Source organism: Mycobacterium colombiense, assembly GCF_001665835.1.
GTDB classification, from domain to species: domain Bacteria; phylum Actinomycetota; class Actinomycetes; order Mycobacteriales; family Mycobacteriaceae; genus Mycobacterium; species Mycobacterium colombiense_A.
Window position 1 is genome coordinate 1 of sequence record NZ_LZSX01000022.1, and the last position, 26,934, is coordinate 26,934.

At 68.3% G+C, this 26,934-nt stretch carries 24 protein-coding genes, 1 pseudogene and 1 riboswitch; of the genes and pseudogenes, 7 read left to right on the forward strand and 18 right to left on the reverse strand.

Features of this window, described 5'->3' with window-relative positions; translation table 11 throughout:
* A partial coding sequence (locus A5760_RS04260; protein ID WP_155764199.1) for a spirocyclase AveC family protein occupies positions 1-429 on the forward strand: 429 nt, incomplete at its 5' end.
* 79 nt (positions 430-508) lie between these two features.
* Here A5760_RS04260 and A5760_RS04265 read toward each other — a convergent pair.
* The 4 genes from A5760_RS04265 to A5760_RS04280 all read right to left on the reverse strand — a co-directional run bounded on the left by A5760_RS04265 (position 509) and on the right by A5760_RS04280 (position 5,187).
* Entirely contained in the window at positions 509-2,401 is a 1,893-nt protein-coding gene (locus A5760_RS04265) for a lysophospholipid acyltransferase (protein ID WP_064878004.1), read from the reverse strand.
* Positions 2,398-4,224: a fatty acid--CoA ligase FadD11 gene (fadD11, locus tag A5760_RS04270; RefSeq protein WP_064878006.1), complete on the reverse strand. Its 1,827-nt coding sequence runs from the start codon at positions 4,222-4,224 to the stop codon at positions 2,398-2,400. Before fadD11 ends, A5760_RS04265 begins: the two co-directional genes overlap by 4 nt.
* Before the next feature lie 88 nt (positions 4,225-4,312).
* A complete protein-coding gene (locus A5760_RS04275; protein ID WP_064878008.1) occupies positions 4,313-4,789 on the reverse strand; it encodes a VOC family protein in 477 nt (158 codons plus the stop codon).
* Positions 4,786-5,187 (reverse strand): helix-turn-helix domain-containing protein, encoded by a 402-nt coding sequence (locus tag A5760_RS04280; protein WP_064878009.1) that lies wholly within the window; start codon positions 5,185-5,187, stop codon positions 4,786-4,788. The genes A5760_RS04275 and A5760_RS04280 overlap by 4 nt, the downstream gene beginning before the upstream one ends.
* 61 nt (positions 5,188-5,248) lie before the next feature.
* On the opposite strand from A5760_RS04280, the gene A5760_RS04285 reads away from it, so the two are divergent.
* Positions 5,249-5,695, forward strand: a complete 447-nt coding sequence (locus tag A5760_RS04285) for a PPOX class F420-dependent oxidoreductase (RefSeq protein ID WP_064878011.1) — start codon at positions 5,249-5,251, stop codon at positions 5,693-5,695.
* The gene (locus tag A5760_RS04290; protein WP_064878013.1) at positions 5,692-6,633 is read left to right on the forward strand and encodes an MBL fold metallo-hydrolase; all 942 of its coding nucleotides are present in this window, start codon (positions 5,692-5,694) and stop codon (positions 6,631-6,633) included. Before A5760_RS04285 ends, A5760_RS04290 begins: the two co-directional genes overlap by 4 nt.
* Before the next feature lie 105 nt (positions 6,634-6,738).
* Here A5760_RS04290 and dnaE read toward each other — a convergent pair whose 3' ends face one another.
* The 4 genes from dnaE to A5760_RS04310 form a co-directional block, all read right to left on the reverse strand.
* Entirely contained in the window at positions 6,739-10,305 is a 3,567-nt protein-coding gene (gene dnaE, locus A5760_RS04295; protein WP_064878015.1) for a DNA polymerase III subunit alpha, read from the reverse strand.
* Positions 10,306-10,372: 67 nt separating this feature from the next.
* Positions 10,373-10,804: an SRPBCC family protein gene (locus tag A5760_RS04300; protein WP_064878039.1), complete on the reverse strand. Its 432-nt coding sequence runs from the start codon at positions 10,802-10,804 to the stop codon at positions 10,373-10,375.
* A gap of 122 nt (positions 10,805-10,926) precedes the next feature.
* A complete protein-coding gene (locus A5760_RS04305; protein WP_064878017.1) occupies positions 10,927-11,730 on the reverse strand; it encodes an SDR family NAD(P)-dependent oxidoreductase in 804 nt (267 codons plus the stop codon).
* 4 nt (positions 11,731-11,734) lie between these two features.
* Positions 11,735-12,775, reverse strand: a complete 1,041-nt coding sequence (locus A5760_RS04310; RefSeq protein WP_064878019.1) for an SDR family NAD(P)-dependent oxidoreductase — start codon at positions 12,773-12,775, stop codon at positions 11,735-11,737.
* A 284-nt stretch (positions 12,776-13,059) separates the two neighbouring features.
* Between A5760_RS04310 and A5760_RS04315 the strand changes: the two genes are divergently transcribed.
* Both A5760_RS04315 and A5760_RS04320 read left to right on the forward strand, forming a co-directional pair.
* Positions 13,060-13,470 (forward strand): group I truncated hemoglobin, encoded by a 411-nt coding sequence (locus A5760_RS04315; RefSeq protein WP_064878021.1) that lies wholly within the window; start codon positions 13,060-13,062, stop codon positions 13,468-13,470.
* Between the two features lie 118 nt (positions 13,471-13,588).
* On the forward strand, positions 13,589-14,347 hold the full coding sequence (locus A5760_RS04320) for a class I SAM-dependent methyltransferase (protein ID WP_064878023.1): 759 nt from the start codon (positions 13,589-13,591) through the stop codon (positions 14,345-14,347).
* Between the two features lies 1 nt (position 14,348).
* Here A5760_RS04320 and A5760_RS04325 read toward each other — a convergent pair whose 3' ends face one another.
* Positions 14,349-15,275 (reverse strand): RluA family pseudouridine synthase, encoded by a 927-nt coding sequence (locus A5760_RS04325; RefSeq protein ID WP_064878025.1) that lies wholly within the window; start codon positions 15,273-15,275, stop codon positions 14,349-14,351.
* Positions 15,268-15,918 carry a signal peptidase II gene (lspA, locus tag A5760_RS04330; protein ID WP_064878027.1) on the reverse strand — a complete coding sequence of 217 codons (651 nt, stop codon included), beginning with the start codon at positions 15,916-15,918 and terminating at the stop codon, positions 15,268-15,270. The genes A5760_RS04325 and lspA overlap by 8 nt, the downstream gene beginning before the upstream one ends.
* 54 nt (positions 15,919-15,972) lie before the next feature.
* On the opposite strand from lspA, the gene A5760_RS04335 reads away from it, so the two are divergent.
* Entirely contained in the window at positions 15,973-16,929 is a 957-nt protein-coding gene (locus A5760_RS04335) for an asparaginase (protein WP_064878029.1), read from the forward strand.
* Here A5760_RS04335 and A5760_RS04340 read toward each other — a convergent pair.
* Positions 16,894-18,288 (reverse strand): DNA polymerase IV, encoded by a 1,395-nt coding sequence (locus A5760_RS04340; protein ID WP_196771981.1) that lies wholly within the window; start codon positions 18,286-18,288, stop codon positions 16,894-16,896. The genes A5760_RS04335 and A5760_RS04340 overlap by 36 nt on opposite strands.
* Before the next feature lie 67 nt (positions 18,289-18,355).
* On the opposite strand from A5760_RS04340, the gene A5760_RS04345 reads away from it, so the two are divergent.
* Positions 18,356-18,877, forward strand: a complete 522-nt coding sequence (locus tag A5760_RS04345; RefSeq protein ID WP_196771980.1) for a hypothetical protein — start codon at positions 18,356-18,358, stop codon at positions 18,875-18,877.
* Positions 18,878-18,892: 15 nt separating this feature from the next.
* Here A5760_RS04345 and ileS read toward each other — a convergent pair whose 3' ends face one another.
* The 7 genes and pseudogenes from ileS to A5760_RS27740 form a co-directional block, all read right to left on the reverse strand.
* Positions 18,893-22,021 (reverse strand): isoleucine--tRNA ligase, encoded by a 3,129-nt coding sequence (gene ileS / locus A5760_RS04350; protein WP_064878048.1) that lies wholly within the window; start codon positions 22,019-22,021, stop codon positions 18,893-18,895.
* Between the two features lie 372 nt (positions 22,022-22,393).
* Positions 22,394-22,645 (reverse strand): Rv1535 family protein, encoded by a 252-nt coding sequence (locus A5760_RS04355; RefSeq protein WP_064878051.1) that lies wholly within the window; start codon positions 22,643-22,645, stop codon positions 22,394-22,396.
* 278 nt (positions 22,646-22,923) lie between these two features.
* A riboswitch (M-box (ykoK) riboswitch) is annotated at positions 22,924-23,093 on the reverse strand.
* A gap of 183 nt (positions 23,094-23,276) precedes the next feature.
* Positions 23,277-24,401 (reverse strand): NAD(P)H-dependent flavin oxidoreductase, encoded by a 1,125-nt coding sequence (locus A5760_RS04360; RefSeq protein ID WP_064878033.1) that lies wholly within the window; start codon positions 24,399-24,401, stop codon positions 23,277-23,279.
* 76 nt (positions 24,402-24,477) lie between these two features.
* Positions 24,478-25,047 carry a carboxymuconolactone decarboxylase family protein gene (locus tag A5760_RS04365; RefSeq protein WP_064878034.1) on the reverse strand — a complete coding sequence of 190 codons (570 nt, stop codon included), beginning with the start codon at positions 25,045-25,047 and terminating at the stop codon, positions 24,478-24,480.
* A gap of 76 nt (positions 25,048-25,123) precedes the next feature.
* Complete coding sequence (locus A5760_RS04370) at positions 25,124-25,525, reverse strand: VOC family protein (RefSeq protein ID WP_064878035.1); 402 nt, start codon at positions 25,523-25,525, stop codon at positions 25,124-25,126.
* Positions 25,479-26,321, reverse strand: a complete 843-nt coding sequence (locus A5760_RS04375; RefSeq protein ID WP_064878053.1) for a helix-turn-helix domain-containing protein — start codon at positions 26,319-26,321, stop codon at positions 25,479-25,481. Before A5760_RS04375 ends, A5760_RS04370 begins: the two co-directional genes overlap by 47 nt.
* A 104-nt stretch (positions 26,322-26,425) precedes the next feature.
* Positions 26,426-26,554 (reverse strand): annotated as a pseudogene (locus tag A5760_RS27740) (hypothetical protein); the annotation flags it as partial.
* Between the last annotated feature and the right edge of the window lie 380 nt (positions 26,555-26,934).

Genomic DNA, 26,934 nt, shown 5'->3' on the forward strand with positions numbered 1-26,934 from the left:
GATGTGTATAAGAGACAGGGGCTCATGTGGGGCGGTGTCCTGACCGCGCTGTGTTGTCTACGCTTCTTCACCGACGACCGTGGCCGTACCGTCGCTGAGCGCGGACTCGACCATGTGCGAGGCGGATTCGCGAAAGTTCAATTGACCCGTTTCCTGGCGATCTTCGCCGCGGTGAGCGCCTGCTTCTTCTTTTTTTACAATCTCCCGGCGCAATGGATCGGCATGCATGCCGACCCCTGGCCAGAAGATGTTCAGAAGCGTTCCTACCTCAACGGTGGCATCTGCGGTGACGGCACCGATCAGCCCTGCCCCAACCCTGTGTTGCCGATGCCCACGAAACGGTCCGGCTACAACAACACCGACGGCCGGCTCGTCCTACCGAAAGGAGCCGAACTTCCCGCGACGGTGCCCTTCGAATCGCATCGGTGAGGGGTTGATTCACCAGTGACCCTTCTGATCCGATCACGTTGCGCCACAGGGTTGTACCGTGCGGTCGTCGAACCGCGTCTCACCGCGTCCCGGCCAGCTCCGCAATGGTGTTGACCCGCCGGACAGCCGCCGCGATCTCATCGGCGAACTCGCGGCGTCGCCGGGCGATATCCAGGTGCTCCACGCCGTCCACCAGTTCGCGGTGGCGCGCCAACCGCAGCGCGGTCTTGAACAACTCCATCGACCTCGACTCGGCGCTGGCGATCCTGCGTTGCAGCTCCCACTGCTTGCCCACTTCGAGGCACTCCGCGAGAAATTCGTCCTCGTCGAACGATTCGTCCTCGTAGTCGGCGAGCCGGTCGGCGACGATGTGGTAAGCGTCGAGGAAGGGGCGCAGCACGAGGTGCGCCAGCAGAACGTCGGCCTTTTCCAGTAGGCCGCGCACGTCGGCCGCGCTGGCCGCCTTGCTGGTGTCGTCCACCCGCCCGATCAGGCGCACCTCGTCGGCAAGTTCCTTCTCGAACTGCGCGCGCGCCGAGAACAGGAACTCGAATTTCAGCAACTCGCGCAGACGTAGCGCCTCATCGCGCACAGCCATCGGTTGCACCAGCCCGTCCACCGAAGCCTCGGCGTCCTCGGTGGCGGCCAGCAGTGCCGTCTCCGCGATCGCGCGGTCGACCACGATGTGGATGGCGGCGTTGCGGTAGAACGCGGCGACCAGGTGCTGCTCCGCCCCGAGGCCCCAGACCGGTTCGGTGCCGGCGTCGTACACGCTGACGACGCCCGAGGCGACCAACTGGTGCAACGTCCAGCGGATGGTGGAGCGATTCGTCAGGTCGGCGGCGCCGGCCACCTTCCAGTTGCGCGCCGCGATGTAGCTCGCCAGCGGGCGCACGGTGGCCAGCACCTCGCTGATGGACAGCGAGCGGTCGGCTCCCAGCAGGGCGAGGCTGACTACCGCGGTCGGGGTGACGGGCGTGGCGCGGTTGATCCGGTGTTCGACGTCCAGCGCGATGCGTTCGATCTCGGTGCCCGTGCCGGACTCCTCGGACCGCAACTCCTCGAGGCGCTTGCGCAGCGGCAACGGCTCACCGAAGTCGAGGTATGCGCGACCGAGCCGCTCACCCTGCTGTCGCGCCAGCCGGATCAGGAAGCGAAAGTCTTCAGGCCTCTTCGTCGCACCGTAGGCCTCGGTGGTCATGGCTTCCACCTCGTGCAGCTGGTCGTACACGATCGAGGTCGGCACCAAATACACTTCGGGACCGTCGATTTCGTCGACCGCATCGCTGATGTACCGCAGAATCCCGAACACCGGCGGCCGCAGCTTGCCCGTCCTGGTCCGGCCGCCTTCGATGGACCAGGCCAGGTTGGCGTGGTTTTGCACCAGCTGCGCTGCGTACGCGCGCAACACGAAGCGGTAGACGGGAATGTTTTTCGTCTGGCGCCGGATGAAGATGGTTCCGGTGCGCTTTGCCCAGGCGCCCATCGGGAAGAAGTTCAGGTTGGCCCCGCCGAAGGTGAGCGCGGGCGAGAGCCGATTGGCCTGGATCACCTCGGGTAGCAGCAGCCCGTCCAGGTAAGAGCGATGCGAAAAGGCAAACGCCAGCGTGACTTTGCGGTCCAGCTTGCGCAGCTGGGCGATCTGATCCTCGTCGGTCAGCACGTCGTAGGCCCGCATCAGCCAGCAACTGAAGCTGCGCCAGGCTTTTACCGCCCGCTCGTCGAGCGAGGGTGCCATCTCGCGCAGGTAACAGGCGGCCTCGGCGCGCACGCTGCCCAGCTCGCGGCCGAGCTCGTCGGCCAGCTGGCTCAGCCGCTCGTCATACCATGGCGCGCGCAGCAATTCGCCGACCTCGGCCGGGTCCGTCGACAGCGGCGACGTTGATTCCTCGACGATGCCGCTGCGCTGCAACAGCTTTCGCATGCCGGCCCGGCTGATGTCGCGGGCGGTCCCCACCGGGCCCCGGCTCATGCCGGCTGCACCGCGGCGGCTAGGGAGGGCTCGTGCACCTCAGGATGTGGTTGATCCGCGTAGAGCTGCTCGATCTCGTCGGCGTACTTCGCCATGATCGGCTTGCGTTTGAGCTTCATCGTCAAGGTGATCTCGTCACCGCCGGGCTCCCACAAGGTGGGCAGGATACGGAACCGTTTGATCTGTTCCACCCGGGAGAGCTTGTCATTGCCCGCGGCCACCCCGGCCGCGATCTGCGCGACGACCTCCGGGTCGGCCGCCAGCGCGGCCGGCGAGGCGTCGGGCAGGCCGCGCTGGGCCGCGTACGGGCCGACCGAGTCGGCGTCGAAGACCATCAGTGCGGTGTTGTATGGCCGCCCGTCGCCGATGGTGATCATCACGCCGACCATGGGACACGCAGCGAGGATGGCGTTCTCAATGTTGGCCGGGGACATGTTCTTTCCGGCCGCATTGATGATCAGCTCCTTCTTGCGGTCCACCACGCGCAGGTAGCCGTCGGCATCCGCCTCCAGGATGTCGCCGGTGTGCAGCCAACCCTCGGCGTCGATCGCCTCGGCGGTCTTCGCCGGCTCCCTGCGGTAGCCCCTCATCACCAGCGGACCCCGCACCAAGTACTCGCCGTCGTCGGCGATCCTGCCCTCCAGTCCGGGCAGCAGCCTGCCGACCGAACCCAGCCGGGCGTCGCGCGGGTGACTCACGGCCGCAACGCAACTCAGCTCCGACATGCCCCACACCTCGGCGATCGGAATGCCGATGCCGGCGAAGAAGGCCAGCGTTTCCTTGGGGATCGGCGCCGCACCCGAGACCGCCCAGCGCAGATCGCCGAACCCGAGCCGCTCGCGCAGCTTCGACAACACCAGCTCGTCGGCCCGGGCCCATTCGGCGGCCAGCTCGTCCGGCATCCGGCCACCGGTCACCAGGGCGTCGGCGCGCCTGGCGGCCACCGCCATCGCCCACTGCAACGCCTGGCGCTTGACCTCGTCGGCCTCATTGGCGACGGTGAATTCTATTCCCGCCTTGAGCTTTTCCCAGACCCGCGGCACCGCGGCCCACACCGTGGGCCGCACGTCGGGCAGCGCGGCGGCGATGGCCCGCGGATCGTCGACGACGGTGACCTGGGCGCCGAACACCTCCAGGGCGTAGAGCCCCATCACCCGGTCGGCCATGTGCGCCGTCGGCAGATAGGAGGTGACCCGGTCACCGAACTTCGACGGAAGCACGGTGTTGAGGGCCTGGGACTCGAACAGCAGGTTGGCGTGGGTCATCTCCACGCCCTTGGGGTTTCCGGTGGTTCCCGAGGTGTAGACGAGCGTGACGATGTCGTCGGGTTGTACCGCGCGCCAGGTTGATTCGAAGTCGAAGTCGTCTTCGGCCGCCGCGTACAGCTGCTCGACCGACAGGGTGCCCGGCGGTGCGCCGTCGATGCAGACGATGTGCTCGATCGGCACCCCGCTGGCGCGAATGCGGTCTACGTACTGCTCCTCGCAGATCGCGACCTTGGTGCCCGCGTTGCCGAACAGAAACGTCAGCTGCTCGGCGGGCAGCGTGTTGTACACCGAAAACGACGTCGCCCCAAGGTGTTGCGCACCGATTTCGAGCGGATAGAACTCGATCCGGTTGGCCATCATCAGCGACACGGCGTCGCCGCGCCGGATCCCCAACCCCGCCAGGCCGGCGGCCACCTTGCGCACCTGTTCGACGCACTCGCGCCACGTCATCGTCTGGGTTGCACCGGGTGTGCGCAGCACGACGGCGTCGGGGTCAACCGCGGCGTTGCGCTGAAACGCCTCGCACAAGGTGGCCGGATCCTGGGCTGTCGTCATTTCCGTCCTCCTCGGCGCCGCATCAGTACTGCCTCGTGAGCCTACGTCCGAGCACAGGGGCAGGGAACATATCGCGTGACTTCACCGGTCATGCCCCCGGGCGCCAGAGCTGCACCGTGCTCGTCGCGCCGCCGGGCAGTTCCACCAGCTCGATCGGCGTGCCATCGGGGTCGTGGATGAAGAACATCCGCACGCCCCCGATGTCGACGGGCGGGTCGGTCCGGACGCCGGGGTGGTGGCGCGTCACGGTGTCGTAGGCGGCGTCGAGATCATCGACACGAAACGACATGTTCGTGTAGCCCAGGTGCGGGCCGCTCGGGCACTCGGGCACCGCGCCCAATGACAACAGCTCCACCATCGCCGCCCCGATCAGCCCGCCGATCATGCGGCCCTGCTGGGCGGCGCCGCCGGTGACCGAATCCAATCCGGCCCCGGCAAGTTCGACGTCGAACACCACGTCCATGCCCAACACCGTGGTGTAGAAGGCCAGCGACGCCTCGATGTCGGAGACGCCGATGCAGATGTGCGAGAAATTCTGCACGGCGATGGGGTGCTGCTGGGTCATGTGGGCTCCTTGCCGGCGTGGGGTGGGTGAATGCCACAGGTACAGGCGTCAATTGAGGGGCACGTGCAGCGCATCCCCCACTCGATGACGGCGCGGGCGCGGGCCAGCGAGTCCATTTGGGCGTCGATCTCGGCGAGTTTGGCCTCGGCCAGCGCGCGGCTGGCCGGCCGCCCGGGGGCGTCGTCGGCGAACAGCAGCTGGATCTCTTCCAGCGAGAACCCGGCGGCCTTGCACAGCGCGATCACCTCGAGGCGGGCCAGAATCGAGTCGTCGTAGCGGCGCTGACCGCCCAGCCGCACCGGCTGCGGCACCAGGCCGATCTGCTCGTAGTAGCGCAACGCCGTCGCGGCCACCCCGGCCTGGCGCGCCACCTCCCCGATCGTCAGGCTTGGCGTCATCGCAGCCTCCCGGGAATTCGATGCTTGACTTCGAGCCAACTCTAAGTCCTTGACTGGGGTCATGACCATCCCCCAACACGCGGAACTCGGCCGTTCTCGCTACGCCCTGCTGCGTTCGTTTCGCCGCGACGGCACACCCGTCGACACCCCGATCTGGTTCGCGTTCGACGACGCCGGCCTATTGTTCCGGACCAAGGTGGGCCCGAAGACCAGGCGGCTGGCCGCCCGCCGTGACGTCGAACTCGCGGCCTGCGACCATCGGGGCCGGGCGCGCCCCGGCGCGACGTCGGTGGCCGGGTGCGCCACGGTGCTGTCCGGCGCCGAGGCCGCCCGCGCCAACCGCGTGCTGCACCGGCGCTACGGCTGGCAGTGGAATATCGTCCCGCTGATCAAGGTGCCCGGCGTGACCAACGTGCACCAAGACCTGTGCGCGCGCGAGAAGTTGCGGCGCGCCCGCGACCGCGGGGTGTGGCCGGACAGCGTCATCGTGCGGGTGGACCTGCCATGACGCGCGCAACGGTGTCCGATCCCGTCCGCTCCCCCGGCTTCCGCCAATGCTGCGCCGCCGCAGCGGGATTGGCGCTCGGCATGGTGCGCCCGAAGCGGCCCGACGCGCGGTTCCTGCGCAGCGTCGTCGACGCGGGCCTGCCGACTCCCGGCCGCACCGTGACGGTGACCGCGCTGCCCCAACTGCCACGCCCGGTGCCGACCGCCGCCATCGTCGAGGGCACCTTCACCCCGGCGCGCGTCGAGAACTCGCTGACCTCGTTCGTCGTCACCCACCCGGAGGCGACGTTCATCGTCGACCCCGCGGTCTGCGTCGACGTCGAGCGACGCGCGATCGCCCAGCTGCCCGCCGTGCTGCGGGTCGCGGTCCGCCCGCCGACCGGCACCATCCCCACCCGCACCGCACTGAACCGGTCGCCCGACGCGGCACGCCTGGATTTCGCGCTCCCCACCCACGCGCACTGGGACCACGTGTCGGGTCTGCTGGACCTGCCGGATCTGCCCGTGCACCTGCACCGCCGCGAACACGACTGGGTCGGCTCGGGTCCGGTCGCGCCCGTTGGCGGCGTGCGCGATTCGCTGCGCGACCGGCCCGTCAACGAATACGACCTGGACGGGCCGCCGGTGCTGACCTTCACCGCCAGCCGCGATGTCTTCGGCGACCGTTCGGTCATCCTGGTGGACCTGGCGGGCCACACCCCGGGCAGCGTCGGGGTGCTCGCGCACACCGCGCGGGGCTGGATTCTCATCGCCGGCGACGCCGCCTGGCACCAGTTGCAAATCGACAAGGTCCGGCAGAAGGCAAGCTTCCCGGGCAATTTGGTGGACGAGGATCGCGAGGAGACCTTCAGGACCCTGCAGCGCCTGCACCTGGCACGGCACGCGGTCACGATCATCCCGACCCACGACCACCAGGCGGCGTTGCGATTGGCCGGGTAGCCGTTCGGCGCTCGAACGTGAAGTTAGCTTCACGTTCGAGCGCCGAGTGTGAAACTAACTTCACGCTCGCGGAGATCGGCGATCCGCCGTGGCGCGTAGTGGCGTTTAGCCGCCCAGGCAGCCCGGGCCGAGCAGCGCCTTGAGATCCCCCATCAGCGCCGGCGACGGCGTAACCCGAAGGGAGGCATCCAGTTCCAGCGTGGTGATCCGGTCCCCGCTGATCAGCCGCAGATGCACCTGCGACGTGCCGGGGTGGCGGGCCAGCACCTGCTTGAGCGCGGTGACCTTGTCGATGGTGCACTGCCGCGTCGGCAGGCTGACCGCCAGCGGCCGGTTCGGCTGCGCGTTGGAGAAGTCGGGCACCACAAGCTCGTTGGCGATCAGCGCGACCCGGTCGTCGCGCAGCGACACCTTGGCCTTGATCAGTACCACGACGTCGTCGGCGATGTCGGCGCCGTACACGGAGTACGCCTGCGGGAAGAACATCACCTCGATGCCACCGGTGAGATCCTCCAACTGGGCCGACGCCCAAGGCATTCCGTTCTTGTTGACCCGGCGGTTGACCGAGGCGAGGATGCCACCCACCCGCACCTGGGTGTCGTTGGGCACATCGCCGTCGAGGATGGCCGGGATCTGGGTGTCGACCTGCGCGGTCAGCAGGTGCGCCACCTTGTTTAGCGGATGCCCGGACACGTACAGGCCGAGCATCTCTCGCTCCAGGGCGAGCTTGTGCTTGTCCTCCCACTCGTCGTCGGGCACCTTGATGTTGAATACCGACTCAGTGCACCCGTCGTCGCCGCCGAACAGGTCGAACTGCCCCATCGCCTCGGCCTTCTTGGTGCCCAGCACCGAGTCGACCGCGTCCGTGTGCACCAGGAACAGGCCCTTGCGGGCGTGACCCAGCGAGTCGAAGGCGCCCGCCTTGATCAACGATTCGGTGACCTTCTTGTTGCAGGCCGCGACGTCGATCTTGTTGAGATAGTCCGAGAAGTCGGTGAACTTGCCCTTGCCGTTGCGGGTGCCGATCAGCGAGCCGACCACGTTGGCGCCGACGTTGCGCACCGCGCCCAGGCCGAACCGGATGTCTTGGCCCACCGAGGCGAAGTTCACCAGGGACTCGTTGACGTCCGGCGGCAGCACGGTGATGCCCAGCTTGCGGCAGTCGGCCAGATAGACCGCGGCCTTGTCCTTGTCGTCGCCGACCGAGGTCAGCAGGCCGGCCATGTACTCGGCCGGATAGTTGGCCTTCAGGTAGGCGGTCCAATACGACACCAATCCGTACCCGGCCGCGTGCGACTTGTTGAACGCATACCCGGCGAACGGAAGGATGGTGTCCCACAAGGCTTTCACCGCTTTTTCGGAGAATCCGTTGGCGGTCATGCCTTCGTAGAAGCCCTTGTACTCGGCCTCGAGCACCTCGAGCTTCTTCTTACCCATCGCCTTACGCAGCGCGTCGGCTTTGCCCATCGTGTAGGAGGCGACCTTCTGGGCGATGAACATGATCTGCTCTTGGTAGACGATCAGGCCGTGCGTCTCGGCCAGGATCTCGCGCAGCGGCTCCTCGAGCTCGGGGTGGATCGGCTTGACCGCCTGACGACCGTTCTTGCGGTCGGCGTAGTCGTTGTGGGCGTTCATGCCCATCGGGCCGGGGCGGTACAGCGCCAGCACCGCGACGATGTCGTTGAACTCGGTGGGCTGCATGCGGCGCAACAGATCTCGCATCGGGCCGCCGTCGAGCTGGAACACGCCCAGGGTGTCGCCGCGGCCGAGCAGCTCGTAGGTGGGCTTGTCGTCCAGCGGCACCGATTCCAGGTCGAGGTCAATTCCCCTGTTGCTCTTGATGTTTTCCAGGGCGTCGCCGATGATCGTCAGGTTCCGCAGGCCCAGGAAGTCCATCTTCAGCAGGCCGATGGCCTCACACGACGGATAGTCCCAGCCGGTGATGATGGCGCCGTCCTGAGGCCGCTTCCACAGCGGAATGGCCTCGGTCAGCGGCTCGCTGCTCATGATCACCGCGCACGCGTGCACGCCGGCGTTGCGGATGAGGCCTTCCAGGCCGCGCGCGGTCTGGTAGATGGTGCGCACGTCCGGGTCGGTTTCGATCAGGCCGCGGACCTCGGTGGCCTCCTTGTACCGCTCATGGCCCGGGTCGGTGATGCCCGACAGCGGAATGTCTTTGGCCATGATCGGCGGCGGCAGCGCCTTGGTGATCCGGTCGGCGATCGCGAACCCGGGCTGGCCGTAGTGGATGCGCGCCGAATCCTTCAGCGCCGCTTTGGTTTTAATGGTGCCGAAGGTGATGACCTGGGCGACGCGGTCCGAGCCCCACTTCTCGGCGGCGTAGCGCACCATCTCGCCACGACGACGGTCGTCGAAGTCGATATCGATGTCGGGCGCCGACGGACGTTCCGGGTTGAGGAAGCGCTCGAACAGCAGGCCGTGCGGGATCGGATCGATGTTGGTGATGCCCAGCGCGTAGGCCACCAGCGAGCCCGCCGCCGAGCCACGCCCCGGCCCCACCCGGATATCGACCGATCGCGCGTAGTTGATCAGGTCGGCGACGATCAGGAAGTAGGACGGGAAGCCCTTGTCGCAGATGACCTTGATCTCGTACTCGGCCCGGTCGATGTAGTCGCGCCCGACGCCGGACGGGAACCGGCGCTGCAACCCGGCCAGCACCTCGTGGTGCAGCCAGGTGGCCTGGTCGTGCCCCTCGGGCACCGGGAAGATCGGCATCCGGTCGCGCGGCGCCCACACCTCGTCGTAGGACTGCACCCGCTCGGCGATCAGCAGGGTGGAGTCGCAGGCGCCGGGAACCTCGTCGTCCCAGATCTGGCGCATCTCGGCGGCCGACTTCAGGTAGTAGCCGTCGCCGTCGAACTTGAACCGGTTGGGGTCCGAGAGGGTCTTGCCGGTCTGCACGCACAGCAGCGCCTCGTGGTTGTGGGCGGCGTCGCGGGTGACGTAGTGGCAGTCGTTGGTGGCCAGCGGCGGGATGCCCAGCTTGCGGCCGATCTCCAGCAGGCCTTCGCGGACCCGCGTCTCGATGGACAGCCCGTGGTCCATCAGCTCCAGGAAGTAGTTGTCGGCGCCGAAGATCTCGCGCCACTTGGCGGCTGACTCCAGCGCCTCGCGCTCGTGCCCCAGCCGCAGCCGGGTCTGCACCTCCCCCGACGGGCAGCCTGTGGTGGCGATGATGCCCTCGGCGTGTTCGGCGATGATCTCGGCGTCCATCCGCGACCACTTGCCGAGCTGGCCCTCGAAGGACGCCAGCGAGGACAGCTTGAACAGGTTGCGCAGGCCGGTGGCGTTCTCGGCCACCATCGTCATGTGCGTGTAGGAGCCGCTGCCCGACACGTCGTCGGACTTCTGGCCCGGGTCACCCCACAGGATCCGCCGGGTGTCGAAGCGCGAGGCCGGCGCGATGTAGGCCTCGACGCCGATGATCGGCTTGATCCCGGCATTGGTCGCCGCGTTGTAGAACTCGCTGGCGCCGAACATGTTTCCGTGGTCGGTCATCCCGACCGCGGGCATTTGCAGCCGGTCCACTTCGGCCAGCATCGGCGCGATCTTCGCGGCACCGTCCAACATCGAATACTCGGTGTGGTTATGCAGGTGCACGAAGGACGACCCGCGAGGAGCGCTCGCGCTCGGAGCAGACGAACCGGTCATAGGGACGCCAGTCTATGACCGCGGACCGACACGAGTTCGGCGTGTCGCGTCGTGTGTCTCGACCGGTTTATCCGTACAACTCGACGAAGTTCTTCAGCGACTTCTGAACGTCGCCTTTGACGGCGCGCGCCGCCGCCGAGCCCACCGGACCGAACAGCGCCCGTCCGCCCAGTTCGAGGCGCAGACCCAGCGTCGACCCCTCGCCGGTGGGCCGCACGGTGAGCGTGACGGCGTATTTGGCGCCGCCCTTGCCGGACCCCGACATCGCCATCTCGTGCGGCGGGTCCCACGTGGTGACCGTCCAGGTCACCCGGTTGCGGAGGCCCTTGGCCCGCGCGACGCCGATGATCTGGGTGCCCTCGGCGATCTCGTCGGGCAGGTCGCTGCGCCATCCCTCGTGCATGATCAGCCAGTCGCCCAGGTCCGACAGGTCGGAGACGTGGTCCCACATGTCCTGCGGGGTCATCGGGACGTCGGCGGTCAGGTCCACAGCAGCCACCGGCTGAGCGTAGCGCTTCGTCACATCCGCCACTGCGGTCCCATCGCCGAGGCACGTGGTTAGTTGCCCCCGGAGAGACGGGTGCGACGAATGTGATCCCGCGACCGCCAACGGCCGGCCCGTCAGTTCTTGGGCCCCCCGCGGAATCGATTGCCGAGCCTGATGCCCGGCAACAGCAGGCTGCGCGGCACGAACCGACCGCCGGTGCTGACCACCTTGGGCACCACGCCGGGCACCACCGTGCGCCGGCCGGCGAGCATGCCGCCGATGGCCGCCTCGGCCACGTCGCGCGGCGACACCTGCGCGATGGGAATGCTGAACCGCTCGGCGTTGGCGATCTCGGCCCACTCGGTCGGCACCGGTCCCGGGCACAGGCAGGTGACCGACACCCCCGTGCCGTGCAGCTCCTCGTGCACCGCCTCGGAGAACGTCTGCACGAAGGCCTTGGTGGCCGAATAGACCGCCATGAAGGGGACGGGCTGGAATCCTGCGATCGACGCGATGTTCATCACGGCGCCGGCGCCGCGCTCGACCATGCCGGGCAACGTCGCGTGGGTGAGTTCCATCAACGCCAGGGCGTTGAGGGTCACCTCTTCGCTCTCGCGCTCCACCGGCAGCTCGTGGAACACCCCGCTGGTGCCGAAACCGGCGCTGTTGCACAGGCCGGCGATCGGCTCGCTGCGCAGCCGGCTCGCCAGCTTGGCGCGGGACTTGCCGTCGCTGAGATCCAGCGGCAGCACCTCGACGGCGACCGAGTACTCCTGGCCCACCTCGTTGGCCAACTCGTCGAGACGCTCGCGGCGCCGCGCGACCAGCAACAGCGAGAAGCCGCGGCGGGCCAACCCGCGAGCCAGTTCGGCGCCGATGCCGGACGAGGCGCCGGTGATGACGACGGTGGTCTGAATGTCAGGTTTTGGAAGGCTCATCGTGTCACCAATGTATCCCTCGGGTCGCCCGGACGAAGTTCTCGCTGCGCTTATCGAATGTCGTTGCCTCGGTTGAAGATTCGTCACCCTTCGCGGCATTTGAATCGCTGAACATGGCGAACGCCCGGTTGCGTACCCGGTCCATCACCGCCGGGTTGACCGCGTCGGCGACCGCCGCGAACTGCCCGAACGGCGAGCTGGCCCGCCGCGGCCGGTGCACGATCGCGTCGGTGATCACCCCGGCCGCCTGCTCGGGCGTCAGCGCCGGGAACTTGTCGTAGAGCGTGGTCGGGCTGATCATCGGCGTGCGCACCAGCGCCATGTGCACGGTGGTGAACCGCACGTCGTCGTTCACGGTCTCGGCCTGCAGCGCGTCGCACAAGCTGTCCAGCGCGGCCTTGCTGGCGATGTAGGCGCCGAAGCGCGGCGCGCGGGTCTGCACGCCGACCGAGGACACGTTGAGCACGTGCCCGTATCCCCGCTCGCGCATCCCGGGGATGAACTTGAGGATCAGCTGGACCGCGCCGAGATAGTTCAGCTGCATCGTCCGCTGGTAGTCGTGGATCCGGTCGTAGGACAACTCGAGTGAGCGCCTAATCGACTTCCCCGCATTGTTGATCAGGATGTCGACGCCGCCGAGGTCGTCGAGCACCCGATCCGCCATCGCGGCGATGGCGTCCATGTCGGTGAGGTCGCACGGGTAGACATGGGCGGTCCCGCCGTCGGCGCGGATCTCAGAGGCGACCTTCTCCAGGTTCTCCCGGGTGCGCGCCACCAGCGCCACCGCACCGCCGGCCTCCGCGATCTTCTTGGCGGCGGCCTCACCGATACCCGAGGATCCCCCGGTGATCAGTGCGGTCCTGCCCTCGACGGCCTCCTCGAGCGTGCGGCCCTGCACGGCGTCCAGCAGATTCCTCAGATAGAACGGCCGGTACCGTCCGGCCGAGTTCGGGGTGTTGACGATGTGGGACACCGCGGCCAGTGGCTTTTCCACCAGGTTCCCGATCGAGTTCTCCACCAAGTTCGTTAAGTCACCAAGATTCATCGGCTTGCGCTCCTGATGATGTGAGCCCCCCGACCGCAACTGGCCTGCCCGTTGACCACGACCGCCTTGCGGGGCTGCGCGAGTGATGTGACGTGCGTCATTAAGCCAACCTATGACATCAGTCCCTCACCTCGATGCAGATTGCCGTCATGTAACGCGACGCCGGGTCTCACGGTTCGCCCGAAACGGCCGCCAGCTGTGGGCAATCCGCTTGTTACACAGCGCAATCCGGGCGTGATCGCGCACTAACTGACGAGCAACGCCGGAATGTTCCAATCCTTCTTATGAAAATTCTGGCGCGCTTCCGCAAGGCCGCACCGGCCCCCATCTACGACCGGATCGGTGGGCACGAGGCGATCGAAGTCGTGGTCGAGGACTTCTACGTTCGCGTGCTTGCCGACGATGAACTGTCCGGCTTCTTCACCGGTACGAACATGAACCGTCTCAAGGGCAAACAGGTGGAATTCTTCGCCGCCGCCCTGGGCGGCCCGGAGCCCTACACCGGCGCCCCGATGAAGCAGGTGCACCAGGGCCGCGGGATCACCATGCACCACTTCGGTTTGGTGGCCGGGCATTTGGCCGACGCGCTGGCCGCCGCCGGGGTGCCTTCGGAGACGGTCACCGAGATACTCGGCGCGATCGCGCCGCTGGCCCCCGAGATCGCCACGGGCGACGCCGGCAGGGTCCGGGTCTGACTGTTTCAGGCGGGCCGCGCGCCGAGATTGCCGTGCGGGCTGCGAGTGCGGCTCCAGCACGACCACGGTGGCAATCTGGGCATGTCGCGGGCCAGGTTCGCCGCCTAGCATGCCTGACATGCGGCGAACATTTGACGACCTGATCGCCGAGGCGGAGGCCGCCCCGGTCGAGGGCTGGGACTTTTCGTGGCTGGACGGCCGGGCCACCGAGGAACGCCCGTCGTGGGGCTACCAGCGGCTGCTCCGGGGGCGGTTGGCGACGGTGTCGGCCGCGCTGGACATTCACACCGGCGGCGGGGAGGTGCTGTCCGGCGCGGCACCCTTCCCGCCGACCATGGCGGCCATCGAGACGTGGCCGCCGAACGCGGCGCTGGCCACCCGGCGCCTGCACGTGCTCGGCGTGGTGGTCGTCGCGACCCGCGACGAGCCGCCGCTGCCGTTCGCCGACGACGCGTTCGACCTGGTGACCACACGTCACCCGATCTCGGTCTGGTGGACCGAGATCCGCCGGGTGCTCCGGCCCGGCGGCACCTACTTCGCGCAGCACATCGGCCCGGCCACCATGGGTGAGCTGGTCGAGTACTTCATCGGGCCGCAGCCGGAGAAGTGGGCCGAGTTCCACCCGGACACCGTGCGCGCGCAGGCCGAGGCCGCCGGCCTCGAGATCGTCGATCTGCGGATGGAGCGGATGCGCGCCGAGTTCTTCGATATCGGCGCCGTCGTGTACTTCCTGCGCAAGGTGATCTGGACGGTGCCCGACTTCAGTGTGCAGCGCTATCGGGACCGGCTACGCGAACTTCACGAGCGCATCGAGGCCGACGGGCCGTTCGTCACTTACCCGACGCGGGTGCTCGTCGAGGCCCGCAAGCCCGCCTGAGTCAGCCCTCGTCGCGCAACACGTCCAGCGCGTGTTGCAGGTCGGGCGGGTAGGGGCTGACGATCTCGATCCGCCTGCCGTCGGCCGGATGGGCGAACGACAGCGAGCGGGCATGCAGCCATTGGCGTTCCAGCCCAAGCTTTTTCGCGAGCTTGGGGTCGGCGCCGTAGACGAGGTCACCGCAGCACGGGTGATGCAGCGCGGAGAAATGCACCCGAATCTGATGCGTGCGGCCGGTTTCCAGGTGCACGTCGAGCAGGCTGGCGGCGACGAAGGCCTCCACGGTGTCGTAGTGGGTGAGGCTGTGCCGGCCGTCCTTGGTGACCGCGAACTTCCACTCGCCGCCGCGATGACGCCCGATCGGCGCGTCGATGGTCCCGCTGGACGGGTCCGGATGTCCTTGCACCAGCGCGTGATAGCGCTTGTCGACGGTGCGCTGTTTGAACGCCCGCTTGAGCAGGGTGTAGGCGCGCTCGGACAGCGCCACCACCATCACCCCGGACGTGCCGACGTCGAGGCGGTGCACAATCCCCTGCCGCTCGGGCACCCCCGAGGTGGTGATCCGGTAGCCGGCGGCGGCCAGGCCGCCGAGCACCGTGGGCCCGGTCCAGCCGACCGACGCGTGCGCGGCCACCGCCGCGGGTTTGTCGACCGCGACGATGTCGTCATCGGAGTACAGGATCGTCATGCCCTCGATGTCGACCGGCGTGTTCTGCAGCGGCGCGGGTGCCTCGGGCAGCCGCACCTGCAACCAGGCGCCGCCGGTCAGCCGGTCGGACTTGCCGGCCTGGACGCCGTCGAGTTCGACGCCGCCGTCCTCGGCGAGCGCGGCCGCCGCGCTGCGCGACAACCCCAGCAGGCGGGCCAGCCCGGCGTCGACACGCATGCCCGCCAGTCCCTCCGGGACGGGCATTGAGCGGTCACTCACCCGCGCTGTCCTGGGCGTCGTCCTCGTCCTTGCGCCGGGCGGCCCCGGTGCGCCGGCCCACCGAGTCGAAGTCGAACCCGAAGATCGACAGCACCACCAGCAGGATGGCCCCGCCGACCACCGAGGGATCGGCAACGTTGAACACGGGCCACCAGCCGACCGACAGGAAGTCCACGACGTGCCCGCGCAGCGGTCCGGGGGCGCGGAAGAAGCGATCGACCAGGTTGCCCATCGCGCCGCCGAGGATCATGCCCAGGCCCACCGCCCACCAGAGCGACACCAGCCGGCGCCCCATCCAGAAGATGCCGACCACCACACCGGTCGCGATCAGCGTCAGCACCCAGGTGTATCCGGTCGCCATCGAGAAGGCCGCACCCGAATTGCGCACCAAGGTCCAGGTCACCGTGTCGCCGATGATCGGCACCGGCTGGCCGGGCGGCAGCAGTTTGACGGCAAGCACCTTGGTGACGACATCGAGGGCCAGGACTATCGCCGCGATCGACAGCAACAACCGCAGCCGCCGTGGGGCGGGCTCGGGCGCGGCGGCGGTTTCGGGCTCCGCGTCCCGCTCGACCGGGGCGGCCTCACCAGGCTCTTCGGCTGAGGTCACCGGCTCAGTCGATTTCGTTGGTTCTTCAGGCACTTCCCCATCATCCCCTACTGCCCCACGCAGGCTAGCCATGTTCGCGCAGCGGCGATGCGCAATGATGCCACCATGGCCCGCCTCACCGTGATCGCCACCGGAGGCACGATATCGACCGGCACCGGCGTCGACGGGGTGCACCGACCCTCGTACAGCGGGTCGGACCTGACGGCGCCCTTCCGCGACGAACACGATGTCGACGTCGTCGACCTGCTGGCGGTCGACAGCTCGGAGCTGACGCTGGCCGATTGGGACCGGATCCGCGACGCGGTGACGGCCGCGGTCGACGGCGGGGCCGACGGTGTGGTGGTGCTGCACGGCACCGACACCATGGAGGAGAGCGCGCTGTGGCTCGATCTCACCTACGCGGGCCGGGCCCCGGTCGTGCTGACCGGCGCCATGCGCAGCGCCGACGCCCCCGACGCGGACGGCCCGGCGAATGTGCGTGACGCCCTGGCGGTGGCGGCCAGCCCGGCCGCCCGCGACCTGGGCGTGGTGCTGTGTTTCGCCGGCCGGGTGCTGCAACCGCTGGGCATGAGCAAGGTGGCCACCGAGGACCTGAGCGGCTTCACCGGCCGGCTGCTGGGCGCCGTGGCCGGCGACGTGACCCTCGACGGCCCGAAGACCCGCCCCTATATCGGCGATCTGCGGGCCGCCGACGCGCCGCGCGTCGACATCGTCGCCGCATACCTGGGCAGCGACGCGGTGGCCCTCGATGCGTGCGTGGCCGCCGGGGCGCGAGGCCTGGTGCTCGAGGCGCTGGGTTCGGGAAACGCCGGACCCGCGGTGGTCGACGCGGTGCGCCGGCACTGCGGCGACGGGGTCGCCGTGGCGGTGTCCACCCGGGTCCCCGGCGGGCGGGTCGGCGCCAGCTACGGCCCCGGCCATGACATGGCGGCGGCCGGGGCGGTGATGGTGAAGCGGCTGCGACCGCCTCAGGCGCGCGTCCTGCTGATCGCCGCGCTGGCCGCGCAGCTACCGGTCGCCGACGTCGTCGCCCGGTGGGGCTGACAGCGCATCGGCCTGCAGCCCCCCGGCGTAATCGGGCCAGTCCAGGGAATCGATCGGGTTGGCGCGCACCAGGTCACCGCCGTCGGCGGGAAACGTCCGGGCGGGACCGGGGCCGGAGCTGCGGGTTTCGAAGCGCGCCGTGACCACGCCGTGGCCCGCGCCCTGCACCCAGCCGTGCCCGAGTTCGCGGTGGGCGACGTCGTCGCCGACCCGCCACCCGGCAGCCTCTGCTGTCTGGGGTCCGGGCCCATACATGGTCTCGGTCGCGGTCTCCACCGCCGGTGAATCCGGTTGCGGCGCCGCCAGATCCAAGTCCGGAAACAGCGATTCCTGGCGCACGTCACTCAGCCCCGAAAAGCCCACGCCGAGAAGGCGAATGGGCCCGATCTCGCGCGGATCGAGCAGTAGCCGGCGGGCCATGCCCACCAGCGCGGCGACCTCGGTGGTGGCATAGGGCAGCGTCGCGGACCGGGTCAGCGTGCTCATGTCGGATTTCTTCAGCTTGACGGTGACGGTGCGCGCGCCGCGGCCGTCGCGCAGCAGGCGGTGATGGGCGTGCTCGGCGATCGGCTCGATGGCCTCACGCAACTGCTCCAGGCTGGTCAGGTCGGCGGCGAAGGTCGATTCGGAGCTGATCTGCTTGGCCTCGGCGCGCTCGGCGACCGGGCGGTCGTCGATCCCGCGGGCGAGCCGGTGCAGCGCAGGCCCGATCGTGGCGCCCAGAATGTTGGCCGCCTCGGCCTCGGTCAGCGCGGCCAGCTCGCCGATGGTCTCGATGCCGAGGCGATGCAGCCTCTCCTCGGCGACCGGGCCGATCCCCCACAGCCGGCGCACCGGCAGCCCGCCGAACAACAGCGGTTCCTCGGCGCGGCGCACCACCCGAACCCCGTCGGGCTTGGCCAGCCCGGAGGCGATCTTGGCGATCTGCTTGCCGGAGCCGGCGCCCACCGAGGCGATCAGGCCGGTGTCGTCGCGGACCCGTCGCCGCAGGTCCTCGCAGAACGCCTCGACGGCCTCGGCGGACGCCCCGGCGAGCTGCGCGGGCTCGCCGAATCCCTCGTCGAAGGACAACTGCTCGACCACGGGCACCACGGCGCGGATGGTGTCGAAGACGCGCCTGCTGGCCAGCCCGTACACCACGCCGCGCGGCGGCAGCACCACCGCACTCACCCCGACCAGCCGGCGGGCCTGATGCATGGGCATGGCCGAGCGCGCCCCGAACACGCGCGCCTCGTAGCTGGCCCCGGCCACCACGCCGCGCCCGCCCACACCGCCGACCAGCACCGGGCGCCCGCGCAGCGTCGGGCGGGTCAGTTGCTCGACGGAGGCGAAGAACGCGTCCATGTCCAGGTGCAGCACCCACCGCGACTCCACACGCTCGATGCTAGGGCCCCACACGAAGGGCCAGTTGGACTAACGTTTTGTCATGGCCATGGGGTCCGGCGACGCGGCCGTTCCGCACGGGGGCGCGCCGCCCCCGACGCGATGGGCGCGACTGCGCCATCAATGGAACGAACGCCTGCAACCCGGGGAGCAGACCACGGTGCTGGCGTGGGCGTCGTTCACCCTCACCTTCGCGAGCCTGCGCGGCCTCACCCACTGGATCCGCGCCGGCCACGGACCCTCCGGCGGCGGTGTGTCGTTGGGCGGCAAGCACTTCCACCACTACAACATCGGCATCGGGATGCTGGCGACGGTGGCCGGCGTGGGGCTGCGCGGAAGCGAAGAGCAACGGCGGCATCCCGCGGCCGCGGTGGCGTACGGCGCCGCGAACGCCATGATCGTCGACGAGCTGGCGCTGCTGTTGGACCTCAAGGACGTCTACTGGGCATCGGATGGTCGCAAGAGCGTCGACGTCGCAGTCGGCTTGATCGCCACCGGGGCGACGGTGGTGGTGGGCATGCCGTTCTGGCCGCATGCCCATCGGGCGCTACGATCTCGCGCCTGACCCGGTTGCGGCCGCTCAGGCCTTGGCGATGCTCACCCGCACGCCGTCCCCGATCTCGGCGCCGTCGGCCGGATCACCGAATTCGAAACTGGTGGCCAGGATTTCGCCCGCGATGAGGTCGCGGTGGGTGCGCGCCCAGTCGGCCCGCTCGCCGGGCACCGCCATCACCACCGAAATCCGGTCGGACACATCCAAACCCGTCGACTTGCGCAGCTCCTGCAGCTCGCGGATCCGGTCCTTGGCCCAGCCCTCGGCCTCGAGTTCCGGGGTCACCGTGCCGTCCAGCACCACCAGCCCGGCGCCATCGGGCAGCGCCGCGGTGAATTCCGGGTCCGCGGCGACCAGTCGTGAGCTGTATTCCTCGGGTTGCAGCACCGCGGGTCCGGCGGTCAGGGTGCCGTCCGGATTGACGATGCCATCCCCTGCCTTGACCGCCTTGATGGCCGCCTGCACGTCCTTGCCCAGCCGCGGCCCGGCCACCCGCGCGTTGACGGTGAGTTCGAAGCGGCCGTAGGTGTCGATCGCGTCGGTCAGCTCGACGCTCTTGACGTTCAGCTCGTCGGCGATCAGGTCGGCGAAGGGCTCCAGTCGCTCCGGATTATCCACCGCCACCGTCAGTTTCGGCAGCGGCAGCCGCACCCGTAGCTTCTTGGCCTTGCGCAACGACGACGCGGCCGAGCAGACCTCGCGCACCTGATCCATTGCGGCGACGAGGTCGGGGTCGGCGGGCACGTCGCCGGCCTGCGGCCAATCGGTGAGGTGCACCGACCGCTGAGAAGTCAGGCCGCGCCAGACGATCTCGGTCACCGAGGGAAGAAGCGGCGCGGCCAGCCGCGCCGTCACCTCCAGCACGGTGTGCAAGGTGTCGATGGCGTCGACGTCTTCCTCCCAGAACCGGGAACGCGACCGTCGCACATACCAGTTCGTCAGCGCCTCGGTGAACTGGCGCAGCTGCTCGCAGGCTCGCGAGATGTCGCAGGTGTCCATCTCGTGGGTCAGGTCGTCGCGCAGCTCGGCGAGCTTGGCCAGGATGTAGCGGTCCAGCACCTGCGTCGAATCGGTGCGCCAGGTACCGACTTTGGGCGCGTAGAGGGCCAGGAAGCTGTAGGCGTTCCAGAACGGCAACAGCACCTGGCGCACACCCTCGCGGATGCCCTGCTCGGTGACGATGAGATTGCCCCCGCGCAGGATCGGCGAGGCCATCAGGAACCAGCGCATGGCGTCGGAGCCGTCGCGGTCGAACACCTCGCTGACATCGGGATAGTTGCGCAGCGACTTGCTCATCTTCTGGCCGTCGGATCCCAGCACGATGCCATGCGCCACACAGGTTTTGAAGGCGGGACGGTCGAACAGCGCGGTGGCCAGCACGTGGAGGGTGTAGAACCAGCCGCGGGTCTGCCCGATGTACTCGACGATGAAGTCCCCGGGGTAGTGGGTGTCGAACCACTCGGAGTTCTCGAACGGGAAATGCACCTGCGCGTACGGCATCGATCCCGAGTCGAACCACACGTCGAAGACGTCGGGGATGCGGCGCATCGTGCTGGCCCCGGTCGGGTCGTCGGGGTTGGGCCGGGTCAGCTCGTCGATGAAGGGCCGGTGCAGGTTGGTGGGCCGCACCCCGAAGTCGCGTTCGAGTTCGTCGAGGCTGCCGTAGGCGTCGATCCGCGGGTAGGCGGGGTCGTCGGACTTCCACACCGGAATCGGGGTGCCCCAGTAGCGGTTTCGTGAGATCGACCAGTCGCGGGCGCCCTGCAGCCACTTGCCGAACTGGCCGTCCTTGACATGTTCGGGGTACCAGGTGATCTGCTGGTTGAGTTCGACCATCCGGTCCCGGAATTCGGTGACCGCGACGAACCACGAGGACACCGCCCGATAGATCAGCGGGTTGCGGCAGCGCCAGCAGTGCGGGTAGGGGTGCTCGTAGGTTTCGTGGCGCAGCAGCACCGCGCCGTTGGCCGCGACCGGACCGCTGCCGTTCTTCAGGTCGCGGATGATGTGCGGGTTGGCGTCAAAGACGTGCTGCCCCTGGTAATCCGGGACGGTGGCGTCGAAGCGCCCCTTGGAATCGACCGGCGTGACCGGGGTGATGCCGACCTTGTCGGTGGTCGCCATGTCGTCCTCGCCGTAGGCCGGCGCCATGTGCACGATGCCGGTACCGTCCTCGGTGGTGACGAACTCACCGGGCAGCACCTGAAATGCGTTGTCCGTATCCATGAAGTACGGGAACGGCGGCAGGTAGCGGGTGCCGAGCAGGTCGGCGCCGCGATAGGTGGCCAAAATCTCGGGCGCACCGCCTTTTTCGAAGCCCAACTCGCGCGCGTAGGCGCCCAGCCGCGGCTCCGCGAGGACGAAACGCCTGCCCTCGGCGCTGACCTCGACGTAGGTCACGTCGGGGTTGACGGCGACGGCCAGGTTGGACGGCAGGGTCCACGGCGTCGTCGTCCACACCAGCAGGTGCGCCCCGTCCAGCGGGCCGCCGACCACCCTGAATCCCACCGTCAGTGCGGGGTCCTGGCGGCTCTGGTACACGTCGTCGTCCATCCGCAATTCGTGGTTGGACAGCGGGGTTTCGTCGCGCCAGCAGTAGGGCAACACCCGATAGCCCTCGTAGGCCAGGCCCTTGTCCCACAGCTGTTTGAACGCCCAGATCACCGACTCCATGTAGGGCAGGTCCAGCGTCTTGTAGTCGTTGTCGAAGTCGACCCAGCGCGCCTGGCGGGTGACGTAGGCCTGCCACTCGTCGGTGTAGCGCAGCACCGATTCGCGGCAGGCGTCGTTGAACGCGGCGATGCCCATGTCGTCGATCTGCGACTTGTCGGTGATGCCCAGCTGGCGCTCGACTTCGAGTTCGGCCGGCAGCCCATGGGTGTCCCAGCCGAAGCGGCGCTCCACCTTGTAGCCGCGCATGGTGCGGTAGCGCGGGACGATGTCCTTGACGTATCCGGTGAGCAGGTGCCCGTAATGCGGCAACCCGTTGGCGAACGGCGGCCCGTCGTAAAACACGTATTCCGGCGCGCCGTCACGGCGGGCGATGCTGGCCCGGAAGGTGTCGTCGCGGGCCCAGTAGTCCAGCACCTCGAGCTCGAGCGCCGGGAAGTCGGGCGCTCCGCCGGCCAGCTTGGGGTAGGCCTGGACGGAGTCCACCGGCTGAGTCTCGAGGTCAGCTTCGGGGCCTGGTGTGTCGGTCACGATGCGCGTTGTCTCCTGTGCCACGGTGCAAACCGGGGACGACGACGCGCTGGCTGCGCGAGCGCCGCGGTACCACCCCGCTTGCCGCGCTTTCGCGTGGCCGCTCGATGACGGCTGTGACGGGCCTACCCGTTCGGTTCTACTGAGCCAGGATGGCCGTTCTTCCGAAGGCTCCCCGGTGATGGCCGGATCGACGCCAGTAGATCGATTCTACGAAGACCCGCAAATCCGGGTGCACTCCAAGGGGTCGCCAAGGCGCAGAACTACGTCTGCGGCCAGGCGACCCCTTGGAGCAGGAGGTACTCGACGTCCATCGAAGTTCGGCTTTCAGGCCCGGACTTCGAGGACGCCAACCCGCCACAGCGCGGCGTACACGTGCCGCAGCGGGACGCTCAGCAGACGGGCGGCGCCGTCGACCAGCGGGTCGCTCCCGGCGCCGAACGGTGCGTTGTCGGACCCGCGGCGGGCCTTGGCCACGGGAGCCTGAGCGGGAGCCGGGATCGTGTCGGTGTCGCGCACCACGGTCAGCGTGGGGGCGGGAGCTACGGTGAGCACTTCGTCGTAGAAAACTGCGGTCATCATCGCCTCCTAGAGGGGAGATCCAACGGGAACTGACTGGACTGACGTGTCCCATCCCGTGCGATCTCAGAACGCTTGGCCGATAACCACTTAGCGTTGCGACGACTCAGCCGAGAAGGTCGCGCCGGAGACCGGATCGGGACGAAACACAGTTCGGACTTCGGTCCGGACTGTCGCTAGAACTCATGTGTCCCTCACCTCCTCGCGGTCACGACGCATGCGCGGGTCGCATGCAATCTATGCGCAGCAAAGGAGCAGAACCCGACGACCGTCGGGGATCCGCACCCCACTCGTCAGAGATTCGGCACCACACGACGTGTCCGGAATTCCGGAAGCCACCTGGGCTCAACCCTTAAGCCGGGAGGAGCTGTCCTGACCCGGGGCGTCTTTCGACGTTCGGGGTCAGTGGCCTCTATTCGTGTAGACGCCTCACCTAACGAGGTGCTTACCCGACCGATGATGCACGACGGCTATGACGCGGTCAAATCCCTGGATAGCGTGTCGGAGATTCTGTACGCATTCATTAGGGGCGCACACAGCATTCGGTCAGGTTCACGCCGCTGAGCTGCGCATACGCGCGCCAGCCGTCAGGAATCCGTCAATTTCGCGCGGTTGGCCCGGCCCCCCCGAATCACTTCTCCACCAGGCCGTCGAGCCGGCCGATGGTGTCGATGAACTCCTCGACCATGTCCAGCACCACCGAACGCGTCGGGCGAACCCGGTCGAGCGAGCCCACCACCTGCCCGACGAAGTAGGTCGCCAGCTCACGCGCCTTGGCGCCCTGATGGGCGGCGGCCTGGTTGATGCGCACCTGCGGCTCGGTGATCAGCGCGGTCTGCAACGGCATGCCCAGCGGATCAGGGTTTTCCGGCCGCTCCCACTCGTCGGTCCAGGCCGTGCGCAGCATCCGCGCCGGCTTGCCCGTCATCGAGCGCGACCGCACCGTGTCCGACGAGCTGGCGGCCAGGAATTTCTCCTTGACCACGGGCACCGTCTCGGCCTCTTCGGTGGTCAGCCACACCGAGCCGCACCACACGCCTTCGGCGCCCAGGGCCAGCGCCGCGGCGATCTGACGCCCACGGGCGATTCCGCCGGCGGCGAGCACGGGCACCGGCGCCACCGCATCGACGACCTCGGGCACCAGGACCATGGTCGCCACCTCGCCGGTGTGCCCGCCCGCCTCGGTGCCTTGCGCGACGATCAGGTCGACACCCGCGGCGGCGTGCCGTTGCGCGTGCCGGGTGGTGCCGGCCAGCGCGGCCACCAGCACGTCCCGGTCGTGCGCGCGTTCGACGAGGTCCGCCGGGGGCGGGCCGAGCGCGCTGGCGATCAGCCGGATGTTGTTGGAGAAGGCGACGTCGAGCAGCGGCTCGTACGTCCTGGGCGAGATGTTCAGGCCACCCAGCGACGCGCGCGGCTCCTCGGCGGTCGCGGAGACGCCGTAGCGGGCCAGGAGGTCGTCGACGAACGCGCGATGCTCGTCGGGCAGCAGGGTGCGGGCCTGCGTGGTGTCGATGCCGCCTTGCTCGGCACCGACGTATTTGGGCGGCAGCAACAGGTCGACCCCGTAGGGCTTGCCCCCGGTCTGTTCCTCGATCCAGGTCAACTCGCTCTGCAGGCGTTGGGGGCTGTGCGCGGTGGCGCCCAAGATCCCGAAGCCGCCCGCATTGGTCACCGCTGCCACCACGTCGCGGCAGTGGCTGAAGGCGCAGATCGGGAATTCGACACCGAGCATCTCGGCCACCCTGGTTCTCATTGCCCGACGCTAAGAGTTATCGACTGCTAAGTCAATCGGCCACGGCGCGTGGGCAACTCAGGTGTGCGCGTCGGCGCTAAGAGCGGGGAGACCGGCCGTCCGGCGGCCAGCTCGACACGCCCTCCTCCAGCGGCACCTCCAGGCTCTGCAGGATCGACGCGACCATCCGCCAGGCGCCGATGACCGTCACCAGTTCGACGAGAACCGTTGTGTCACCCTGGAATTCGCGTTTGCATGCCGACCAGCTCGCGGCGCTCACCGCGCCGTCGCGGACCACGTCGTCGGTGGCCGCGAGCACGGCCCGCTCGATGGGCCCGAACCCCACGTGGTTCGGCCAATCCCGCACGCCCCGCAGGTCGTCGGCCGGAACGCCGAGCCGGGATGCGACCCGCCAGTGCTGTGTCCATTCGTAGTCGCAGGCGGTGAGCCAGCCGATCCGCATGATCACCAGCTCGCGTAGCCGCGAGTCGAGCGTCCCGTGCCAGAGCATGGTGGCCAGCAGGTCGTTGATGCCACGGGCCAGTGGCGGATGGTTGAGCAGCACTTGGAAGATGCTGAGCTCGGCCATGTAGTTGGGGACGGCCGCTTCGTCGGCGGCGGCCTTGGCTTCGGCGAGTGGCAGTCGAGGCAGGCGCGCTGTTGTCATCGGATGAGCACTCCTCCGTGCTGGCGGGACCGTCGAGTTCTACGGTCATGGTAGTCAGGCGCGGAGGTCTCGGTGATCAGCTTGGCATTGGTTCGCCCACGTAGTCCCCGAATGACCACAAGTTGCCTTCAGGATCGCGAACGGCGAATTCTGTTGCGCCGTAATCGGTTTTAGCGAGCGGGCGAACGATCTCCGCCTCGTGTGAGAGCACCCGTTCGTAGAGGGCAGCGGGATCGCCGGTGACGATGTAGCCGCCGGCGGTTCCCGGTTCACGCGACCAGTCCGCGCCGGCTTTGTGGCTGCCCAGCATGATCCCACCGCTGCCTTCCGGCCAATTCAGCTGGGCGTGATCGACCCTGTCGCCGTCGCCGTATCGGGCCGCGACGACGAAGCCGAACGTGTCGACGTAGTAGTCGATGAGCTTGAGAGCGTTATGTGCCTGCAGCGTCAACCAGACGGTCGGATTCGATGTAGTCATGGTCCCATCCTGAACCGGGCGAGTGTCCGCCGTCTTGTATGTTTCGGAACTCCTCGGTCAGCCAGGCCCGCGGCGGCACCCCGGCGAACCGGCCGAACTCGCGGGTCAGGTGGGCCTGGTCCCAATACCCGGTATCGGCTGCGACCGCGGCGAGGTCGACCCGGCCATTGCGACGCGCCGACGCCGCGATCCTGGCCGTCGCGTGCTGGAATCGCATGAGCATCGACACCGTCTTTGGAGATCTGCCAACCTCCCGCTGGAACAGCGCACTCATCCATCTGGCACTCACCCCGACACGATCTGCCAACACGCCCAAAGGAATTCGTCCCTGAGTGCGCTCCATCAGGTGCCAGGCATACGCGACCTCGGGACGCACGGTCACATCGTCGCGGCGGCGCCGGGCGTCGACGAGGTAATCAGCCACAGTTGCGAAGACCTTGGGCCACTGACGCGCTTCGGCGACACGCTCGGCGAGTTCGATGGCGCGACGGCCGAGTACATCGATGCCGTCGTAGGCGGTGACGGGCAGCTCGGCGCTGGGCACACCGAACAGTGCGCGTGACGCCAAAGGATGCACCGCCAGCTGCACGCCCGCTTGGGCACGCCGCTGCCGCACACGGCTGGCCCGCACGTGTAATCCACCGAGGACCAACGGGTTGGGTCGAGAACTCGCCAGCGCATCGGCGGTGGGTGCGGCCTCCACCCCGTCGTCGAGGCTGACGATGAACGTCAGCATCGACGACGGCAGACCGCGATGCACGGTCTCGGGCACCTCCAGCGCGCGATAACCCACCATCGACGTGACGCCGGGCGCAATCCGCGTCGGCGCCACCACGAACTCCCAGCTGCGCTGCGCTTCGCCGGCCATCTCAGCCACGCTAGCGCGCCGCGGCTGCGACGTCAGGTCGGTGGCTCGAGCAGCCCGAGCAGTTGCAAGTCGGTCACGTACTTGACGATCACCGACGGGCCGATCTGCAAGATGTCGTTATCGGGGCCGATTTTGGCTTCCTGCACCGCGGCGCGGAAACGCCGTTGCCCACCATGCCGAGCACCAACCGGGGCGAAGATGTCCGAGACGTAAGCCGCCACCACCGCCGAAGGCACCATATAGGCGGGGAGCCGCTGACCCGACGGGTCCCGAATCTCGGCCGGGTCAGCGGCTCCGGTCACATAGCCGACGAGACGCATATCGCCGACATCTTCACGGACAAGCACCGCGGCTTGTTCAATGCCGTCGGATTCGCCATCGAACTGGCGAGGCTCGCCGACTCCAAAGACCGTCTAGTCAACACGAGTGCAACAGTTGGGAAGGCTAGTAGACGACTACCCCGTAGGTCCAGTGTTATTCAAACTTAATGTCCTGTGAATTACCCCAGACGATAGATCAAGACTCAGCATTAGCAGCCTGT

Bases quoted from the DNA above. Each gene is read 5' to 3' on its own strand.
- A5760_RS04265 (WP_064878004.1), bottom strand. From the start codon at position 2,401: ATGAGCCGGGGCCCGGTGGGGACCGCCCGCGACATCAGCCGGGCCGGC.
- fadD11 (WP_064878006.1), bottom strand. From the start codon at position 4,224: ATGACGACAGCCCAGGATCCGGCCACCTTGTGCGAGGCGTTTCAGCGC.
- A5760_RS04275 (WP_064878008.1), bottom strand. From the start codon at position 4,789: ATGACCCAGCAGCACCCCATCGCCGTGCAGAATTTCTCGCACATCTGC.
- A5760_RS04280 (WP_064878009.1), bottom strand. From the start codon at position 5,187: ATGACGCCAAGCCTGACGATCGGGGAGGTGGCGCGCCAGGCCGGGGTG.
- A5760_RS04285 (WP_064878011.1), top strand. From the start codon at position 5,249: ATGACCATCCCCCAACACGCGGAACTCGGCCGTTCTCGCTACGCCCTG.
- A5760_RS04290 (WP_064878013.1), top strand. From the start codon at position 5,692: ATGACGCGCGCAACGGTGTCCGATCCCGTCCGCTCCCCCGGCTTCCGC.
- dnaE (WP_064878015.1), bottom strand. From the start codon at position 10,305: ATGACCGGTTCGTCTGCTCCGAGCGCGAGCGCTCCTCGCGGGTCGTCC.
- A5760_RS04305 (WP_064878017.1), bottom strand. From the start codon at position 11,730: ATGAGCCTTCCAAAACCTGACATTCAGACCACCGTCGTCATCACCGGC.
- A5760_RS04310 (WP_064878019.1), bottom strand. From the start codon at position 12,775: ATGAATCTTGGTGACTTAACGAACTTGGTGGAGAACTCGATCGGGAAC.
- A5760_RS04315 (WP_064878021.1), top strand. From the start codon at position 13,060: ATGAAAATTCTGGCGCGCTTCCGCAAGGCCGCACCGGCCCCCATCTAC.
- A5760_RS04320 (WP_064878023.1), top strand. From the start codon at position 13,589: ATGCGGCGAACATTTGACGACCTGATCGCCGAGGCGGAGGCCGCCCCG.
- A5760_RS04335 (WP_064878029.1), top strand. From the start codon at position 15,973: ATGCGCAATGATGCCACCATGGCCCGCCTCACCGTGATCGCCACCGGA.
- A5760_RS04345 (WP_196771980.1), top strand. From the start codon at position 18,356: ATGGCCATGGGGTCCGGCGACGCGGCCGTTCCGCACGGGGGCGCGCCG.
- A5760_RS04355 (WP_064878051.1), bottom strand. From the start codon at position 22,645: ATGACCGCAGTTTTCTACGACGAAGTGCTCACCGTAGCTCCCGCCCCC.
- A5760_RS04360 (WP_064878033.1), bottom strand. From the start codon at position 24,401: ATGAGAACCAGGGTGGCCGAGATGCTCGGTGTCGAATTCCCGATCTGC.
- A5760_RS04365 (WP_064878034.1), bottom strand. From the start codon at position 25,047: ATGACAACAGCGCGCCTGCCTCGACTGCCACTCGCCGAAGCCAAGGCC.
- A5760_RS04370 (WP_064878035.1), bottom strand. From the start codon at position 25,525: ATGACTACATCGAATCCGACCGTCTGGTTGACGCTGCAGGCACATAAC.
- A5760_RS04375 (WP_064878053.1), bottom strand. From the start codon at position 26,321: ATGGTGGGTTATCGCGCGCTGGAGGTGCCCGAGACCGTGCATCGCGGT.